Raw genomic sequence first — 18,983 nt, forward strand, 5'->3', positions numbered from 1 at the left:
GCCGGCTGGCCACGCGAATTGCATCTGTATTGGATGAACATGCTCGTACGCTAAGGCTCCGGAAAAACAAAATCAAAACTGCGCTGCTGCTGATAATCGAGATTTAACCCGACGTGGCTGGCGGTGCGCAGATTGACCGCCGTCAGCACCTCGCGTAGCGGCGACACGCCACGCTTGCGTGATTCTCCTGAAAGTACACCCAAGGCGGAACTGGCCAGGTCGCGCCCTAGTCCCAGGTTGTTCGGATACAAGGCGAACATGACACCTTTTTTGACATGCAGGAAGCTGCTGGAAAAGACCGGCAAACCTCGACTCCAGGCTTCCTTCAGGACCAGCGGCAAGATGGTTTCATCATCTACCGTAGTAGTATCCTGAGGCAGCCAGACTGCATCCTGGCGGCTGTCAGCGGCGGCGAAAGCAGCGTCATAAAGGTGCGCCGCCGAAGCCAGGTCATGGGCTTCGCGGGCGACCAGTTCCAGGCCTTGCGCCTTGGCTGCCTCACGCGCCAGTTTGATCAGCCAGTCGTTATGCTGCGGGTCGTAGATCACGGTCACCCTTTTTATGCCGGGCAACAGTCTTTTCAATAGTACGAACAGCAGGGCCGGATCCGGCGTCAAACTGATGCCGGTCAGGTTGCGGCTCTCGTTTTCGGGTACCGACAGCACACCGCCAACCACTACCGCTATCTCCGGCGCCAACCCGGAGGTAGCCTTCAATCCTTGGCGCCCCAGCGCTATCACTACCTTGACGCTGCCGCGCGCCAATTGTGCGCCAAGGTCGCTGGCATTGGTGTTGGGACCAACGGCGTAAGTGTTTATCGGCACTTTAGCTTGCTCCTGAATGCCTTCGATAATCTTGGAAAAGATGCTGCGATAGGGTTCACCGATGTCTGGATAAATGACAGCGATCGCACCTTTGCCATCCATGATCTCCTGTCGCCTTGGCGCGTCCAGCGCGGCCACTGCGGCGATGATCAGCGGCTGGAGTTCGCTGCGCGCGGCGCGCATCTCAGCCGTATTTTCGTACCAGTCCGGCAAGTGGCTGGCGCCCGCGCGCCGGCCAGGATCCTGGTAGACGCTCCCCGGGGCAGCGTAGCCGAATGTACATGCCAGCAAAAGAAGCAAGCTGGCTTCGATCCGCAATACAACCGCACAGGAGACCCTGGGCAGTTGAATCAGCAGGGACGACTCACAGTTTGTGCTGGAACTGTACATAAAAGGTACGGCCTGGCAGTGGGAAATCGAAAGGAATATTGCCTGGGGCGAAACTGGGCTCCCTGGCATCTCGATTGAACACGTTCAGCACCATCGCGCTGACGCTCCAGTTGCCGATCAATTTCTCCCTGCGCAAATTCAAATCGACGGTGGTGTAATCGGGAATCTGGGGGCGGGTGTCGCCAGGTTGCCGCTTGCGGTCGACTACGCGATTGACGGTGCTGCCAAATTGCCATAATGACGCGAAACGCCAGTCAGCGCGGCCGAACCAGCGCTGGCGCGGCGCCAGGCCGGCGTCCTGTCCTGTGGTCTGGTCCGTAGAGTGCTGCAAGGAATAGCTGCCGGAAAGCCGCAGGTTGCGCGTGGCGTCCCAGGTTGCTTCCAGTTCCAGGCCGCGGCCGGTCTGGTCGCCCGCATTTTGCGCGGTCGAGCCGGTCGAGGGGTCAGGATTCGGCACAAACTGAATGATGTTGTGCATACGGTAGTAGAACAGGCTCAAGTTTGTTTGCAGCGTCTGGGTAGGCTGCCACGTGAACGCCAGCTCGCGTGTATTGATGGTTTCCGGTTCGAGATGGGGATTGCCTATGGTGACCGGATTGTTGATGCTGTATTGCTCGGTGAAGGACGGTGCGCGGAACGCGCTGCCGTATAAGGCCTTGACGGAAAAATTGTAGGCAGCATCCCAAACCAGCGCCAGGCGCGGATTGACCGTGCTGCCGAAATCGGAATAGCGGTCCACCCGCACCCCCGATGTCAGCGTCCAGTCTTTCGCCAAGGTCCATTCGTCCTGCACAAACGCGTAGCTGATTGTGCGTTTGTGCGGGGTCAGGTATACATCGCTGGTGCCGCTTACGTCGATGACGCTCGTTAGCGGAACGAACTCGACCCCGACCCCGGGAATCGCCACGATCTTGAAGTTCTTGCTCTCGCTGGTCTGATACAGGTTTTCAATCCGATAGCCGGCGCCGAGCCGGATCCGATGCTTGTCAAACCCGGTGTAAAACCCCGACAGGCTGAATTGACTGTCTCGTTCGGCGTGGCCGGGATTGCCTATGACGCCACCAGGGAAAGATCCCGCGAAAGCTCCCGGCGGGAACAGCACTGTCGGCGGCGACGCCGGCAGTTCGTTGATATCTTTCACCGACGCCTGCGCAGTGACATCCCAATTGCGGAAAAAATTGGGATTGGAATAGGTCAGGTCGGCATTCCAGCGCTGCGCCCGCACGCGCGCACTGGGATCGAGGCTGTTGGCCAGGCCGACGCCGGTGCCGGTTTCCTGGTCCTGATAGCCGGCGCGCAGACGCCATAGGTCATAGGCGACATCGACCTGCATGTCCAGGCTGTTGCGCATCAGCTGCTCGTGCCCAGGGGCTAGCGAGGCCTGCGTCCCGAAAATTTTGTCCAGGCTGGTTTGCGCATCGGCGTCTATCGTTTTATTCGCGCCGCTGGTGTGGCCCGCTCCAAGATAGAACGCCACATCCAGCGGCCCCATCTTGCCGCCATGCTGGATCCAGGCTTCGTGCGTATCGAACGATCCCGCCCGTGCGCCATACGCGGTGCCGTTGATGTCAGCCGCGGTCTTGGTAATGATATTGATGACGCCGGCGAAAGCGTTCGCGCCGTACAGCGCTGATCCAGGGCCGCGGATGACCTCGATACGGGCTATGTTCTGGATCGGCACACCGCCCCAGGCAAAGTCACGATTACCGAGAAAAGCATCGTTGATGGGGATACCGTTCACCAGCATCAATGCCTGCGGATTGTATTGCGTGGTGATGCCGCGGAACGAATAGATTGGATCGTTGTAAAGGCCCGAGTAAGACACGTGCAAACCTGGCACACTTTCCAGCGCCTGGTTCATGCTGGTCGCTCCCATGGCCTGGATGTCCTGGGCGGTTATCACCGACGCTACCGCCGGCGCCCGGGAAATATCTTGCTGGCTGCCGGTGGCGATGCTGACGAACGCTTTATTCCCGTAGGAAAGCACCAAATCGTCTTCATCGGCATTTTGCTGTGCTGCAGCCGAAGCGGCGCCCAGGAACAGGATGGCGGCGCACGGAATTTGAGTTTGCCAACGGTTTTTCATTGCTGCCTCATTCGATGGAACCCAGGTATCACAGGATGTCGAGCCGCTGCTCCTCATCCTCCCGCATCAGCTGCCTTATTCTTGCTGTCTTACTCTTCCTGCCAGAGCCGTCGCCCGGGTCCTTCGTAACGCAGCTGTGAACAGCGCAACGGAAATGTCGCTCCTGCCGGGCGTTCACTGGCCTCCAGATAACAAGGAGGCATGCCCGCCATGAACGAGGGAAGCAGGAATAAATAACACTCGCGCGGAGAAAAGCCCAGATCCAAGGGGATGGCCACGACGACAGCTGCATAGTTAATCGGTAACCGGCGCCCCATTCGAGACAGCTCCCGTTCAATATCAAAGGCCAATCGAAGATACGGACCCTGCGCCATTTTTTCGCTTTCCATGCGCGCGAGAATCGCCGGAATACGTTCATCCACCTGCAATGTCGCCACCGGACGGCCGTACCCCAGGATGCGTCGATGCTGCAGCAGCTCCTGCTGCAGAACTGCTTCCAGCGACTCCCCGGCATTGATGCGGTCATGGGCGCGGACCAGGAAATCTGCCGCAGCGAATTCCGGCTGCCATCCATAAATGCTGGCTTCCGAAACCGCGATCGCGGCGGCAATGCCGAGCGCGCCGGTACTGCGGGCACTACCCGCCAGGGCGGCAACGCGGTTGTTCCACAACCGGGGATCCGGGTAACTGGTATAAGTCCAGAGCGCATGCAGGACGGTTATTTGCTCAGGCGAGTAGCGACGCCCGGTGATGCCGAAGGCATATAGCGCGATCCAATCCATGTCCTTCAGATCGGCATGCAGATCGTGTCCGCGAAATACCGCGCGCTCCCCCGGGAAACATGCGCCCATCGTGGTGCGCAGGGGACCTTCATAGTCCAGCAAGATGTTTCTCATGCTTGCTCCCTGGCGAAGGCCGGGCCGGGATCGTTTTCCAGATCCAGTTCAAAGAAAGGAAACTGGCGAAAACCCTGCCTGCCTTGTTCCAAAGCATGGATGGCCGCGCCCGGCAGCCGCAGCAGCAAGGCCAGCATCTCACCTTCGCTGGCAGAAAAATCGATATCGGCAAGCGCGGCGGCGGCCACGCCGGTCATCGCCAGCGGGTGGCCGGCCATCGATTCCAACGCCTCTCTTTCTTGCAACAGCCACGCCAGGTGGCCTGCGGGCATCATCGCGACCAATTGCGAGAGGGTCTGGCGTACCGGATTTGCGCAGCTCTTGCCATAGGGGTCGAATCCTGGAGGGTGGCCTGGCTCAGGCCAGACTTGCAGGCGGGTCGGTGCGGCCGGGCTGGCAAGAGCGGAGCGCCAGTTTGCAAGTTCGTTCCCATTCTTCTTCCATGCCTCCAATGCCAGGAAGATTTCTCGCGCCCCGCCGTGCGAACCGGCGCCGACAGCCAGCGCTGCCATGAGCACCGAGGCAGCGGTTGAGCCGCCGACGCCGGCCGCCATCGCCGCGTGTACAGAAGGATCGCGTGGGCCGGGGTTGGCCAAGGCTACGGCTAATGTCTCCAAGACTGCGGCCACGGCCGGTTGCGGGCGTTCGCCCTTGAACAGGAGATACAGGTATTCGATGTAACCGATCTTGCCGAGCAAATCGCCATAGACATCGTAACCTCGGCAATAACAGGCTGCGGCAGCAAAAGGGTTGTCCGTTTCAGCTTCTTCTTGCCAGACGCTGCTGCGGATGCTGTGCGGGCTTTCTTTATCGTTCATCTGATTCCTTATTCGAAAGAAACTGCTAAAGCAGGCTCATGCCGCCATCGACAACGATTTCCTCGCCGACCACGTAGGCCGCATCGTCCGAAGCCAGGAACAGGGCAACCTTGGCTACCTCTGACGGAAGGCCGAAACGTTTGCTCGGAGACTTTTGCGCAATCTCGGTTTTTATGCCGTCGGCTACGGCGGGCGGCAGGCCGAAGCGGTCGAAGATCGGTGTGGCGATGGGGCCAGGACTGATCGCATTGATCCGGATCCCGCGACTGATCAGCTCCAGCGCCAACGACTGCACCAGCGAGCGCAAGGCGGCTTTGCTGGCGCCGTAGACGCTGAAATTCGGCGATCCCAGCTGGTTGGCGATAGAGGTGGTGACAATGATGGATGCCGCCCCGCTAAACAACGGCAACGCTTTCTGGATGGTGAAAAACGCTCCCTTGAAGTTGATTCCCATGATGTCGTCAAATTGTGTTTCAGAGACCAGTTCCATTGGCGCTGCGGTGGCGATGGCGGCATTGACGAACAGGACGTCCAGACGTGTGAAGCGGCGCTCTACCTGCTGCATCAAGGATGCTATTTCGGTGAGATTCGCCGTATCGCTGCGGATCGTCAGGACGTCGCCGCCCAGCTCCTCCCGGACGCGCGCCAAGCCATCCGGATCACGCCCGGTAATCGCCAGGCGGGCGCCCTGCTCCAGGAAAAGCTTTGCGCTTGCCAAACCGATGCCGCTGGAACCACCTGTGATGAGTACCGTCTTGCCGTCCAGTTTGCCCATGTCTATTCCTTATAGAGTTCCAGCGAGAACCCGCATGCGAAGATTTATTGGAGGCACCTCGTCGCGGTCTATCAGCACGTCCAGCAGCGTCGGCCCCGGTCGCGCGCACATCGCAGCGATATCTAGCTTGGCCAGATCTTCAGGCGCATGAATGGTATGCCCTTCGGCTCCCATGGCCCGCGCCAGGGCAGCGAAATCGGTAGGCGGCAAATCGCAGCCGATATGCTCGGCTTCTGCCAGCCGCTGGCCATGCTTGACCATTCCCAAGGCCTGGTCGTTGAGGACAACAAAAATCACGGACAGCTTTTCGGCGACGGCTACCGATATTTCCTGGCCGTTCATCAAGAAACTACCGTCTCCGGTAATGCATACCACAGGCATTTTTGGATTGCCAATGGCGGTGCCGATGGCCCCGCCGATAGCCCAGCCCATCGGTGCAAAATTCATGATGACGCGCAGCCAGCCGCCGTAGGTCTTGCGCCGTCCCGGCGCGCGGACGCTCCCCCCCCCGCCCTGGCGTCTTTCGGATATGCGCCTGTCCCGGGGTTGCAAATAATGAATCGCCCAGGCGGCGCTATTGCCGGTATCGGCAAGGAAACGCGTGGTCGGCGGAAACAGCCGGCTTAATTCGCGCATCAGCCGTTGCGGCAAAATCGGTATGACGCTGCTCTCGTATTTTTTGGGAGCAATCAGCATGGTGTCCGGCTCCCATTGGCTGCTATGCTGCTTGCGAACGAAGCGCCTCTGTTCATACTCGAAATTGCCGGAACGGCGAACGTCCTGCATATGCTTGACCAGCCGATTGAAAATTGACAGGATCCGTCCCCGCATGTGAAAGCGCGCCATCGGGGTCTGGCTGAGATGCTCCTCGGTATCGTCGATGTGCACCAGCCGTGAATTGAGCAAACCGTCGCTCCAGCCGCCGCTGCTCCACTCCCCCATCCCGGTGCCGATCGCCATGATCAGGTCGACCGATTTGTCCCGTATCGCCGTCTCGGCGGAGGCGTGGCCGGCAAAACCGAATACGCCGCGAAAAAGCGGATGCCGCGGGCTTACCAGGCCCTTGCCGTCCGGCGTGGTAATCACGGCAGCACCGCTCAGGTCGGCGAACTGGAGTATGGAACCGATAGCTTCGCCGCAACCCACGCCAATTAGCAAGACGATATTTTCGGCCCTGGAGAGCATCAGGAGCAGCGTTGCCAGCGCTTCGTCGTCCACCGACGCCGACGGCTGCAAAAGCGCTTGTAAATCGTAAGAGGGAGCCAACTGCGTATTCGGGCTGCGAAACACATCGATGGGTATGCTTAAGTGCACCGGCCCGACCGGTGTGCGGATGGCGCGCTGCAGAGCAGTCATGAGCTTGTTTTCGAACTGCTGCGGATGGGACACCAGGGAATTGTAGTGTGTGCAGTGCTGCAGCATGCCCAGCGTATCGACGCCGGTGCAAGTCGACTCTTGCAGCGGATGCTTGCCGAAAGTAGGCAGGGCTGGCTGCGCTGTAATCACCAGCAAGGGAATATTGTTATCGTAGGCGCAGGCCACCCCGGTAATCAAATTGGTGGAGCCGGGGCCGGAGGTGGCGCAGCAGACGCCGATTTTGCCGGTTTCACGGGCATAACCGTCGGCCATGTAGGCAGCTCCCGCTTCGTGCCGCGCCAGGACATGGCGCACTCCCCCCCTGCGGCTGCTTCTGGCAAGGGCATCGAAAAAAGGCTCGATGGCCCCGCCTGGAACACCGAAGACACATTCGATTTCCATCTGGTCCAGATAGGCCACCAGCAGGTCGGCGACTACCATGGGTGGCTCGGAAGGCCGCTCCCAATTCTTCCTCGGCATATCGTCATATACCGGAAAATTATCAGCACCCATACCAAATCCCTCTCCTGATGGCAGGAAGATTGCTGCGGTACGGCAATGTGCACCGCTCATCCTCACAGGGCCAATGGGCAAGAAAAAATATTCCCACATGGAAATTAAGTGTAGTCTTGTCTTAACAAATCACAAAGCAAAGAATCCGGTCGACGCACTTCAACAACGATCCAGACCAAGAAGATATGCAATGCCGGCATCCAGCAGCCAGCAGCCGAAGATAAATAGGCAAAAAACCACAGGCGGCAAATGCTGATCACTTCTTAATCTTGATGTCTAATATTGCCAGCTTATTAATATGTTGCCACCTATCAATATTGACAGCTGTTTTTGTGACATCTAAAGCATTAATGTTAAAAAAGCGGTTAATGGCTATTGAACTGCCCAGCCGTCGGATGCAACCTGCTATTCACCAGGGGAAAATCGGCCACGGTCATTGCCATGCCATATGTGTGTGGGGGCTATATGTCGATCATGAACTGCCTTGTTATTTTTCTGGCCGACTATAGACAAAAGGCAACTATTGCCATGGCTGCATGGACAGCCTGATGTCAATTTTCTCGTCCATATTTACAGAGCTGACAACGGATTTAGGAGGCAACTGGTGGTAAGGCAATCGCTTATCTTTTTCATGTTTAGCACGATGCTTGCAGGCCAGTCATTCGCTGCGGATCCGGGAATTTCCGACACTGAAATTCGATTGGGCATGGTTAATGCGCAATCCGGGGCGGCCGCCGGACTGGGCCAAGGCATGCGGATTGGCGCCATGGCGGTTTTCAACGACGTCAACACCAATGGCGGGATTCACGGGCGACAGATAAATCTACTGGTGGATGACGATGCCTACGATCCCGACAAGGCAATCGATGCAACATTGAAAATGATCGACCAGGAAAATGTTTTTTCTCTGTTCGGATATGTCGGCACGCCAACCGCCAACGCCGTTCTGCCTATCATCAAGGACACCAAGATCCCCCTCGTGGGTATCTTCAGCGGCGCGATGCTGTTACGCAAGCCAGTCATTCCTGAAGTGATCAATCTGCGCGCCAGCTATGGCGATGAGACGGAAATCCTGGTTGATCATTTCATCAAGGACAGAGGCGCCAAACGTTTTGCCGTGTTTTACCAAGACGATGGATTCGGCCTGTCGGTCCTGGCCGGAACCGAGATGGCATTAAAACGGCGCGGCATTGAAATCGTGGCAAAGGCGACTTTCCAACGCGGGACGACTGCAATCCAGGCTGGGCTTGCCACATTAATAGAGAGCAAGCCCGACGTTGTGATCATGGTCGGACCCTATACGCCGCTGTCGACATTCATCAAAAATGCGAGAACCGAAGGGTTGAAAGCCAGTTTAGCGACCGTGTCGTTCGTCGGCACCGACAATCTGGTCAGGCTGGTCGGCACCGACGGCGATGGGGTCGTCATATCGCAAGTGGTCCCGTTCCCGCAAAATCATGACTTGCCGCTCGCCAGGGAATGCGCGGCACTCATCAATAAATATGCTCCGGGAGAAAAACTCGGATTTGTCAATTTCGAAGGGTGTATCAGCGCCAAGGCCATGGTCATCGCCTTGGACAGGACCGGGCCGGCGTTGACACGGCCGGGACTGATCCACGCCTTCGAATCGATCAAGGGGTTGGATATCGGCGGCCTGCAATTCAATCTCGGCCCGGATAATCATCAAGCATCCAATTCGGTATTCTTGACCAGAATATCGCAAGGGAAAATAACCTCGATCGACACAATTCCAAAGTAGCACACAAGACAGCCGACTTGAAAAGAACGAACCGCGCGTTGCAAAAGTGAGGTCTTGGTGAAAATCAGAACAAAGCTGTTTGCGAGTACAGGATTGCTGCTATTAGGAGTGATCGCGATCGCGGCGGCTAGCCTCATCGCCTTGAACGGCGTTTCTTCGAGCGTGTACCGGCTTACCAAGGAATCGCTGCCCCTGCAATTGAAAACAGGCGAACTGCAGCGCACCATCGAAAGAACGTCAGACAATTTTTTCAAACTCGGCATGTCGACAGATCGTCAGCAGCAAGAACAGTCTTCATCGGCAATCGCCAGCAATATCAAGTCGATCAGAACTCTTACGAGCAATATCCAAGAAATGGATCAGCAAGGGATTGACATCAATCCTGCATTATATGAGGCGATGCAGGGAAAGATGAATCTTGCGGTCGGCGACCGTCTACAGGATACCGAAATATTCAAGGACGAGGCGCACAACATCAAAGAGACGCTAAAGAACATAGAGCGCTCGATAAGCACCATCAAGACCAGTATTGGCACGCTGAATACGCAGGCGGAAACAGTGGTCGCCGCGGCGCAGCAGGCAAGTCTTTCGTCGAACAAGATTATCAAAGAATTCTCCGGTATCAGAATGCGCGTGAAAGACATGATCATCATCATCGATGAGATTGAAACAGTAAAGAACCGTTATCGGCTTACCCCTTTGAAAGAACGCATGAAAGCTGCGGAAAATGCGATTAAAGGGCTTGCTTATGCGCAGGACGGCACGACAAAAATGAAGGAAATAGGCGACGCCATTTCGGCATTGACTGAACGTGTCCTCAACAATAAAGGCGGATTGATCGCGTTGCGCTCCAACACACTGTCGAACGCTGCCTCAGAGGCCGGCTATTTTTCGGAAAAAGCAAACATCATTCGGGAATTTGAATCCATTGATGCGAAAGTATCCGAGGCTATCGATCCGATTGAAATGCAACTGGTCCGCGACCGCCACAAACTTGAAGAAGCCACTGCATTCTTGCAAAAGGCGACGCGCGTGAAAGACGCTGGAAATGCCATCACCATTGATGTCAACGAGTTGAATAGCGCAATCGGGGGGGTGATCCTGAGCGAATCGGAGTCTGAATTAAAAACGAGCGTGACTGCTGCGAGGATCCAGGCAAAAGAATTGAAAGAGAGTGATTCTTTGTTTAGAAAGGAGCTGTTGGGCACGCAGCAGAACAAATACATTGCCGATGCCAATGCCATCAACCGGCTTATCCAGGTACTCAATGAAGGATCTGAAAGAATCATCACGGCAAAGATGCGTGTGCTTGCAAGTGACGCTGCGTTACGCGAAATCGTCGAACAGGTCAATGCCGTCTCGATGAAAAAACTTGCTTACAGCGACTTGCAAGTGGAAAACATCGGCAAGCAACAGCAAGGCGTCGTATCGAATTTGCAGAGTTCGGTAAATAGATCGTTTGTCGTGATTGTGATCGCAACATTATTACTGGCTTTCGCCGGCATCGCTGTCAATACCAAGATCGGAACGTCGATCGCGCACCCGCTTTCCAGCCTGTCCGCCACGATCGAACGCATACGAGGCGGGAAGGATCTTTCTTTGCGGGTGCTCGAGCACGGTACGGGCGAAATCGGAATACTGATCAACGGTTTTAACAGCATGCTCGAGAATATTGAGCGGCGTGACGCGCAGCTCAAGCACGCGACTGCGGAAGCAAAGGCTGGCAACCAGGCGAAGTCGGAGTTTTTAGCCAAGATGAGCCACGAAATCCGCACTCCCATGAACGGCGTGCTGGGCATGACTGAACTATTGTTGCGTACCAGGCTGGATGCCAAGCAGCGACGCTTCGTCGACTCGGTTTACCGCTCTGGCGAGTCGCTTCTGACGGTTATCGACGACATTCTCGATTTTTCAAAAATCGAAGCAGGCAAGCTGACACTGGAGAAAATCGGATTCAACTTGAGACAGACGATCGACGATGTCGTTGTCCTGCTTGCTCATGGCGCTCAACGCAAGGGCCTTGATCTCATCCTTCTTATGGCAGAGGACCTGCCGCAAAATGTGAGAGGCGACTCGGTTCGGGTGCGCCAAATCATCACGAATCTGATCAACAATGCCATCAAGTTCACTGATCGTGGAGAAATTGTGGTCGATGTGCGCTGCGACGATCGCGACCGTATCTGTTTTTCGATCTCTGACACTGGCATAGGCATAGCACCGGAGGTGGCCGCGCATCTTTTTCAACCCTTCCAGCAAGCGGATAGTTCAACTTCACGGAAGTACGGCGGCACCGGATTAGGTCTTGTCATCACCAAGCAGCTCGTCGAAATGATGGGAGGAACAATCGAATTGAAGAGTTCGCCGGGTCAGGGGTCCATTTTTTCGGTCACCTTGCTCCTGGAGCGGCTGGCCGAGGAAATATCGTCCCATGCTCCTGCCGTACGGACATCCCTGGCCGGATTGAGGATGCTGATTGTCGATGACAATGCGACCGACCGCAGTATTCTCCTGGAGCATGCGGGCGAATGGAATATGGATGCCGTGAGCGTATCGAGCGGCGCGGAAGCTTTGGATCAGCTACGCGCCGCCGCAGCCGGCGACAAGCATTTTGACGTAGCGATCATCGACGTTCGCATGCCTGTCATGGACGGCATTGCCCTGGTACACGCGATCCAAGCCGATACTTCTCTCTTTCAGCCGAAGATTGTCATGCTCACTTCGTTCGACACCGTCGACGACATCAATCTTGCCCGCAAACTGGGCATCGAACACTGTTTTAACAAACCGGTACGTGGAACCGACCTCTACGACTGCATCATCGCCGCAACCGGAGCCGGCACCCCAACTACCGCGCAGCCCATGCTAAAGGCGATCGATCCTGCACCAGCTGCGGCAACCAATCTGCTCCCCGGGATAACGGTCCGAGTGCTGCTGGCTGAGGACAATGCGATCAATCAGGAAATCGCCATAGCAATGCTTGAAGATACCGGATACCACGTCACCGCAGCCGAGAACGGTCGCGTGGTGCTATCCATGCTTGCGAGCAGCGATTTTGATGTCGTATTGATGGATTGCCAAATGCCGGAAATGGACGGCTTCGAAGCGACCCGCGAGCTACGCCGGCGAGAAAACGAAACCGGCGGCCATCGCATTCCCGTTATTGCACTGACGGCAAATGCCATTGGCGGCGATAGGGAACGCTGCCTTGAAGCGGGCATGGACGACTATATCTCGAAGCCGTTCCGCCGCGACATATTATTAAAGACGCTCGCGCACTGGACTCGAGATGAAAGAAAGGCGCCAAGCTCCACTCCGATCGCCGACGAGATTCCAGCCATATCAGCCACGCCGGAAGCCGTCACCATCGACCCCAAGGCGCTGCAAGTCTTGCGCGCACTGCAAAAGCCGGGCCGCCCCGACGTACTCACCCGGGTTGTCGACATGTTCAACCTCGATGCTCCCCGGTTGCTTTCCGCAATGCGTAACGCCATTGCGGCGAATGATGCTGACGCTTTGCAGCGTGCTGCACATACGCTGAAATCGACTAGTGCAAATGTCGGCGCCATGGTGCTTGCGGCGTACTGCCGTGAAATCGAACAACTAGCGCGCTCTGCGGATGTGGCGGCAACCGCCGCACCATTTGATGGAGCAATGGAAGAACTTGACCGCGTCCTTGTGGCGCTCGCTCTGGAAAGGGTTGCCGCATGACTAAGGAAACTAAAGACGTTACCGTGGTTCTCATCGTTGACGACGATGCGATGACACGCATGCTTGTTGTAGAAGCGCTCGAACCTGAGGGTTTCAAGGTGGAAGAAGCCGCAAGCGGCATCGAAGGCATCGAGGCGTTTCAACGCCTCCAGCCTGACATCATTCTATTAGACGTCAGCATGCCCGGAATGGACGGATTTGCTTGCTGCAAGCGCATACGTGGACTGCTTGACGGCAAGCGCATACCGATTGTCGTCCTTACCGGAAACGACGATGACGAGTCGATTACGCAGGCATTTGAGGCTGGGGCTACCGACTTTCTTTCCAAGCCCATGCGCTGGAAATTGCTGCCGCATCGAGTGCGATATCTGTTACGGGCCAGCGAAGCCCTGGAGGACCTGGCGCGCAGCGAGGCGAGCCTGACGTATGCCCAGGGATTGGCCCATGTGGGAAACTGGGAATATAGCCCGGAAAGCGCCGACGGTTACTGGTCCCCGGAAGTCTACAGGATCCTGGGACTCGACGAGAGTAATAGTCCGCCACGGTTTGAATCGCTGCTGCAAGTGGCGCCCAACGATGAGCAGCCCAAGCTGATTTATTCCTTCATGAATTTGCGCACTGAAGGCATCAGCTATAGCCTGGAGCACCGTATTACACGCCCCAACGGAGACGAGAGGATTGTGCTCCAACAGGCGGAAGCGTTGCGCGAGCAAGGCCGGATCCTGACACTCCGCGGCACTTTGCAAGACATCACTGAACGTAAGATGCACGAGGCGCGGATCGAATACCTGGCCAACCATGATGCGCTTACAGACCTGCCCAACCGCAACTTGCTGAGCGATCGCATTACGCAGTCAATCGCTCATGCGAACCGTGCCGGCCAGCACATGGCTGTGATGTTTCTCGATTTGGATCGATTTAAATTTGTTAACGACAATTTCGGCCACCCCGCAGGCGACAATTTGTTGAAGGCGGTTGCTGCCAGGCTCAAAACAGCGACGCGCGAAGAGGATACCGTAGCGCGAATAGGAGGCGATGAATTCGTCATCATGCTGCCGGCTTTCAGCGCCTCCGATGATACGGACACGGCAGTGCGAAGAGTGTTAGATGCGTTTTCCTCGCCGTTCCTGGTCGGCGATCATACGCTGCATGTCACGACCAGCATCGGAGTGAGTATTTATCCTGAGGATGGCGGCAATAGCGAAACATTGCTGAAAACGGCAGATGCTGCGTTATACAGTGCGAAAGAAAAGGGCCGGAATTGCTTCCAGCTCTATACCCGTGAAATGGGCGTTCAGGTAGAGGAACAGGCGGAGCTCGAAAATGCGCTGCGCCAAGCCGTCGTACGGCATGAATTCGAGCTTTTCTACCAACCCAAGGTCGATCTTAAAAGTGGACAAGTCAATGGCGTTGAAGCGCTGCTGCGCTGGCGTCGCCCGGGGGTCGGCTTGATCCCCCCGGACAGCTTTATCCCCTTGGCGGAAGAGACGGGATTAATTGTGCCCTTGGGCGAGTGGGTATTGAGAACGGCTTGCGTCCAGGCAAAGGCCTGGCAAGTTGCAGGGCATCTTGAGCTGAGCATGGCAGTCAACGTATCAGCGCGGCAATTTCGACAACAGAATATTGTCGAACTCGTGCGTAGCGCTCTGCTTGATAGCGGCCTCGCCGCTGAATATCTGGAACTGGAACTGACAGAAAGCGTGCTCATGCGGGATCGACAGACCGCGGTAAAAACACTGCGTCAGCTCAAAGAGATAGGCGTGGTGTTAACGCTGGACGATTTCGGCACCGGATATTCGAGTCTTTCCTATCTCAAGGAATTCCCCTTCGATGTAGTGAAGATCGATAAGTCGTTCATCACCGACGTGACCAACAGCGTCGATGGCGCCTCGCTCACCAAATCTATCATTGCCATGGCCGAGTCCCTTCATATGACGACAGTTGCCGAAGGGGTGGAGACAGAAGGCCAATTGGGGTTTTTAAGCAGCAACCGATGCGACACCATGCAAGGGTATTATTTCAGCCGCCCATTGCCGATAGAAGAAATGGATGCGTTGCTTAGCGCAGGAACACATCTCCTTGATGACAACCAACGCAGCGAGCAACTCAAGCGCACCCTGCTGCTGGTCTGCAACGATGAGGAAATACAGGCCTCCCTCAATCGTCTTTTTCTACCGGACGGCTATCAAATTTTCAGCACAAACAGTCCGCTTGAAGCGTTGGAAATGCTAGCGATCTATCCTGTGGGCGTCATTGTATCTGACCTGGGTAAACCTGAAATACCCGGAATCGATCCCTTAAGCCGGGTCAGAGGACTCTATCCGCATATAGTCCGCATCATGCTTTCCGGTTACTCCGAAATACAGCTGGCGACCGGCGCAATTAACGAGGCAGCCGTTTATAAATTCCTGACGAAGCCGTGGGATGACCGATTGCTGCGGCAGCATGTTGGAGAGTCGTTTCGTCGCTACGAAGCACGCACGATGGGTAAAAATCCGAAACAGGACACCAAGCCCATCAGCGCACCCGCTTTGAAATAAGGAATCGCAACTCGCCAAGCGTTACGCCAAACGATAATTTTTCTTGGAATGCGACAGTTTTTGAATCAAAACGGAGAAGTCCATGGATACCGATTTCGGCTGGCCACTGCCGCCACACTTCGAATCAATCTCTGCAACCTCGGCTGCGGACAATGGCAAGGCGCCATGCATCGTTACCATGAACGACGGTAACCGGAAGGTCGGAAATCTGCTGGGTTTTGACCTGGAAACCTCATCGATAGAATTTCATCCGGAACGTGCCGGCGGCAACTTGCGTATCGGCTTTTCCAATTTCAAAAGTATCCGCTTAACGTCGCCGATAGAGTTAAAGAAAATGGAATTGCCTTCAACGGTCGAAACACAAGGAGATTTGCCCATCCCGATTCGGCAAAAATGCGTGATTACGTTCAAGGACGGAGAACATCTGCTATCCGAAACGATAGGTTACGTTCCGCGTGAAATCGGGCTCTTTCTATTTCTTGTTGGCGTCGGCAACAACGTTTTGCGCTGGTTTATTCCAACAGAAGCAATTGCCAATTATCAAATTGGCGACAAGCTTGGCCAGATGCTGATAGACACCAGAATGGCGTCGGCGGACGCTGTCGATGCGGGCTTGAAGAAGCAAGGCCAGCTGCGGGAATCCAAGCTGGGCGAATATCTGCAGCTGGAAAGCCTTGTCTCAGAAGCGGAAGTGGAAAAGGCGTTGCAAAAACAAAGATCGATGCCTCACCTCAAGCTTGGGGAAGCATTGGTTCAAGAGAATTTGATCACCGTTGAACAGCTGGCGCAAGCGCTAAAGAAACAACATGAAGACAGAAAGCTGCACCTGGGAGAAATCCTTGTCGGCATGGGTTTTGTCACCAAAGAAAGCATTAAAAGAATATTGGCGAAAAAGCTTGGCATCCCCTTCGTTACCCTGCCCCAGTTCCAGTTTGACTTGAATTTAACCAAGGTAGTGCCTGCCGACCTGGCACGAAAATACATTGTCATGCCGCTATACCGAACCCAGTCGCGCATGGTGGTGGCAATGGAAGATCCGCTGTCGTCGGAAGCGTTGAAGGCATTATCATTTTTTTCCAAGCTGACGATTGATCCCGTCATGGCGTCGGAGACTGACCTGGCCGAGGTCATTCCAAGATTTTATGGCCGGCAAGGGGAACGTCAGGATATCGCAGAGTTTGTTTCTAAAATGGATGATGGCGGCAGCGCCGAGCCAAGCCAGGTTGGCAGTGAGGTCATTACCGAATCCGACAACGCCACGGTTCGCCTGGTCAACAAGATCATCCTCGATGCATTCGAACAAGGCGCCTCCGACATCCATATCGAAGTCATGAAAGGCAATGAGCCCACCCGGGTCCGCTTTCGCAAGGACGGCATCATGGTCGATTATTCGAACATTCCGGCCAACTACCGTAATGCCTTGGTTTCCCGCCTTAAGATCATGAGCCGCCTCGACATTTCCGAGAAGCGCCGCTCACAAGATGGGAAACTGAATTTTGAGCAGTTTGGTCCTGCGAAAATTGAACTGCGAGTCGTCACCATGCCGACTACGGAAGGCCTGGAAGATATCGTGATGCGCATACTCGCAGCGCCAAAGGCCTTATCCCTGGACGCACTGGGCCTGTCTACCGCGGTGCTGGAAGGACTCAAGAAACTTGCCCTGAAACCTCATGGCCTGCTATTCGTCTGCGGCCCCACCGGGTCAGGTAAAACGACGACTTTGCATTCCTTGCTCAGTTATATCAATACCAGCGAACGAAAAATATGGACGGTCGAGGACCCTATAGAAATTACCCAGAAAGGCCTGCGGCAAGTACAGGTTCACGCAAAAATCGACCTGACATTCGCCGCCGTATTGCGGAGCTTTTTGCGAGCCGATCCCGATGTCATCATGGTAGGAGAAACAAGGGACCCGGAAACGGCCCGGACCGTCATTGAAGCTTCACTAACCGGGCATCTGGTATTTTCCACATTGCATACCAACAGTGCGGTCGAAAGCGTCGTCAGGTTATTGGATCTCGGCCTGGATCCGTTTAATTTTGCAGATGCGCTGTTAGGCGTAGTCGGTCAACGGCTCACGCGTAAATTGTGTACAAGCTGCCGCCAGCCTTATTCCGCCACCGCCGAGCAAATCAAGATGCTTGCTTACGAATATTGCCTGGAAACCGGACTCCGGGAAGACGACGTAGCAGCGCAATGGCAAAAACAATATGGCGACGACGGCACTGTTCTCACGTTATACAAGGCCGTGGGATGCGAAAAATGTGACAAGAGCGGTTATAAAGGCAGATTGGGCGTACACGAATTACTGGTCAACAGTCCCGCCATCAAGAAAAAAATCCATGCCAAAGCGAATGTCCCCGAAATATTGCAAACCGCCATTGGGGAAGGCATGCGTACCTTGAAACAGGACGGGATCGATAAAATATTTCAAGGCCTGACCGACTGGGAGCAAGTAAGAATGCTCTAAGACGAATAATGGCAGGCCTGCCAGATCAATCCCTTCCAAGGAGGCGGATGATTCGGCGTAATCAAGCGTCGTTTGCCTTTTCCAGCGGGCTCAGCTGCTTGGCAGCTGGAACTTTTTGTGTGTCGTAATACAGCTTCAAAGCCATGATTTCCCTGGAGACATCTGCAGGAAAACCTTTGCGGGTGCCTCGTTGATCCAGCAAGAGTTCAGCAAACAGTTTTTCACTGGCGGCATGCCGCGGCCAAACTGCGGCAAATTGATTGGCGATACGCGGATAATGTTTGATGAGCCATAAAGGCCAGATTTCCGTAGGCAGCGACAGCAACCAATTGTATGTCCGTTCCTGCAATTTCAAATCGGCAGGCTCATGCAAGCGGCGCAATTGGTCCCAATTCTTTTCTTGCTTCCTGCGCTGCTCTGCATCAAGTACGGCTTTTGCTTCCGAGACCGAGACTTTTTCGAATGGAATTGAGTCCATAACACCTCCTAAAAGAGGGAATGCCGAGTTGAAATAGCTGTTCTATTGGCACCGGCAAATGATTGGCGTCAGTCTTGACGTTCGACAATAACCCACAAAATGTTGCCATTTGGAATCAATTCTACACCTATTTAATCGTTACGATCACCTGTAACCGGCAGCTGATGGGGAAATTTTCTTGCGGGCAAGGCAGCGAACGGGCAACACAGCACACGCCAACGCGGCGGCACCAAGCAATTAATAAATAACTATTGCATTGATCTATGCCGCCCTATGATCAATAATAGTTTCCACATGAAAATATTTTCCGGTATCCGCAAGCGCGTGGTTATGCGACAGAAGAGAGACACGCCGACTTTTAAACTTGTAA

The 18,983-nt window shown here is 55.2% G+C and carries 11 protein-coding genes; 4 read left to right on the top strand and 7 right to left on the bottom strand.

The annotated features are described in order from the left end of the window. Positions 1-50: 50 nt before the first annotated feature. The 6 genes from V8G57_RS05420 to V8G57_RS05445 all read right to left on the bottom strand — a co-directional run bounded on the left by V8G57_RS05420 (position 51) and on the right by V8G57_RS05445 (position 7,718). Entirely contained in the window at positions 51-1,124 is a 1,074-nt protein-coding gene (locus V8G57_RS05420; protein ID WP_342828491.1) for an ABC transporter substrate binding protein, read from the bottom strand. Positions 1,125-1,188: 64 nt separating this feature from the next. After that, positions 1,189-3,300: a TonB-dependent receptor plug domain-containing protein gene (locus V8G57_RS05425; protein WP_342828492.1), complete on the bottom strand. Its 2,112-nt coding sequence runs from the start codon at positions 3,298-3,300 to the stop codon at positions 1,189-1,191. An 89-nt stretch (positions 3,301-3,389) separates the two neighbouring features. Further along, on the bottom strand, positions 3,390-4,196 hold the full coding sequence (locus V8G57_RS05430) for a citrate synthase family protein (RefSeq protein WP_342828493.1): 807 nt from the start codon (positions 4,194-4,196) through the stop codon (positions 3,390-3,392). Continuing rightward, entirely contained in the window at positions 4,193-5,014 is an 822-nt protein-coding gene (locus V8G57_RS05435; RefSeq protein WP_342828494.1) for a citryl-CoA lyase, read from the bottom strand. The genes V8G57_RS05430 and V8G57_RS05435 overlap by 4 nt, the downstream gene beginning before the upstream one ends. Positions 5,015-5,039: 25 nt before the next feature. Next, complete coding sequence (locus V8G57_RS05440; RefSeq protein WP_092394090.1) at positions 5,040-5,789, bottom strand: SDR family oxidoreductase; 750 nt, start codon at positions 5,787-5,789, stop codon at positions 5,040-5,042. 9 nt (positions 5,790-5,798) lie between these two features. After that, positions 5,799-7,718 (bottom strand): thiamine pyrophosphate-binding protein, encoded by a 1,920-nt coding sequence (locus tag V8G57_RS05445; RefSeq protein ID WP_342828495.1) that lies wholly within the window; start codon positions 7,716-7,718, stop codon positions 5,799-5,801. Between the two features lie 424 nt (positions 7,719-8,142). Here V8G57_RS05445 and V8G57_RS05450 point away from each other — a divergent pair, with 424 nt between their 5' ends. The 4 genes from V8G57_RS05450 (at position 8,143) to V8G57_RS05465 (ending at position 18,135) form a co-directional block, all read left to right on the top strand. Next, positions 8,143-9,417, top strand: a complete 1,275-nt coding sequence (locus V8G57_RS05450) for an ABC transporter substrate-binding protein (protein WP_342828496.1) — start codon at positions 8,143-8,145, stop codon at positions 9,415-9,417. 57 nt (positions 9,418-9,474) lie between these two features. After that, positions 9,475-13,125, top strand: coding sequence for a response regulator (locus tag V8G57_RS05455; RefSeq protein WP_342828497.1), 3,651 nt, complete (start codon positions 9,475-9,477; stop codon positions 13,123-13,125). Then, the gene (locus V8G57_RS05460; protein ID WP_342828498.1) at positions 13,122-15,665 is read left to right on the top strand and encodes an EAL domain-containing protein; all 2,544 of its coding nucleotides are present in this window, start codon (positions 13,122-13,124) and stop codon (positions 15,663-15,665) included. The genes V8G57_RS05455 and V8G57_RS05460 overlap by 4 nt, the downstream gene beginning before the upstream one ends. A gap of 82 nt (positions 15,666-15,747) precedes the next feature. Further along, positions 15,748-18,135 (top strand): GspE/PulE family protein, encoded by a 2,388-nt coding sequence (locus V8G57_RS05465; RefSeq protein ID WP_342828499.1) that lies wholly within the window; start codon positions 15,748-15,750, stop codon positions 18,133-18,135. Between the two features lie 61 nt (positions 18,136-18,196). On the opposite strand, the gene V8G57_RS05470 is transcribed toward V8G57_RS05465, so the two are convergent. Next, positions 18,197-18,613 (bottom strand): hypothetical protein, encoded by a 417-nt coding sequence (locus V8G57_RS05470; protein ID WP_342828500.1) that lies wholly within the window; start codon positions 18,611-18,613, stop codon positions 18,197-18,199. Positions 18,614-18,983 lie beyond the last annotated feature (370 nt).

This window comes from Collimonas rhizosphaerae (assembly GCF_038896935.1).
GTDB lineage: Bacteria > Pseudomonadota > Gammaproteobacteria > Burkholderiales > Burkholderiaceae_D > Collimonas > Collimonas rhizosphaerae.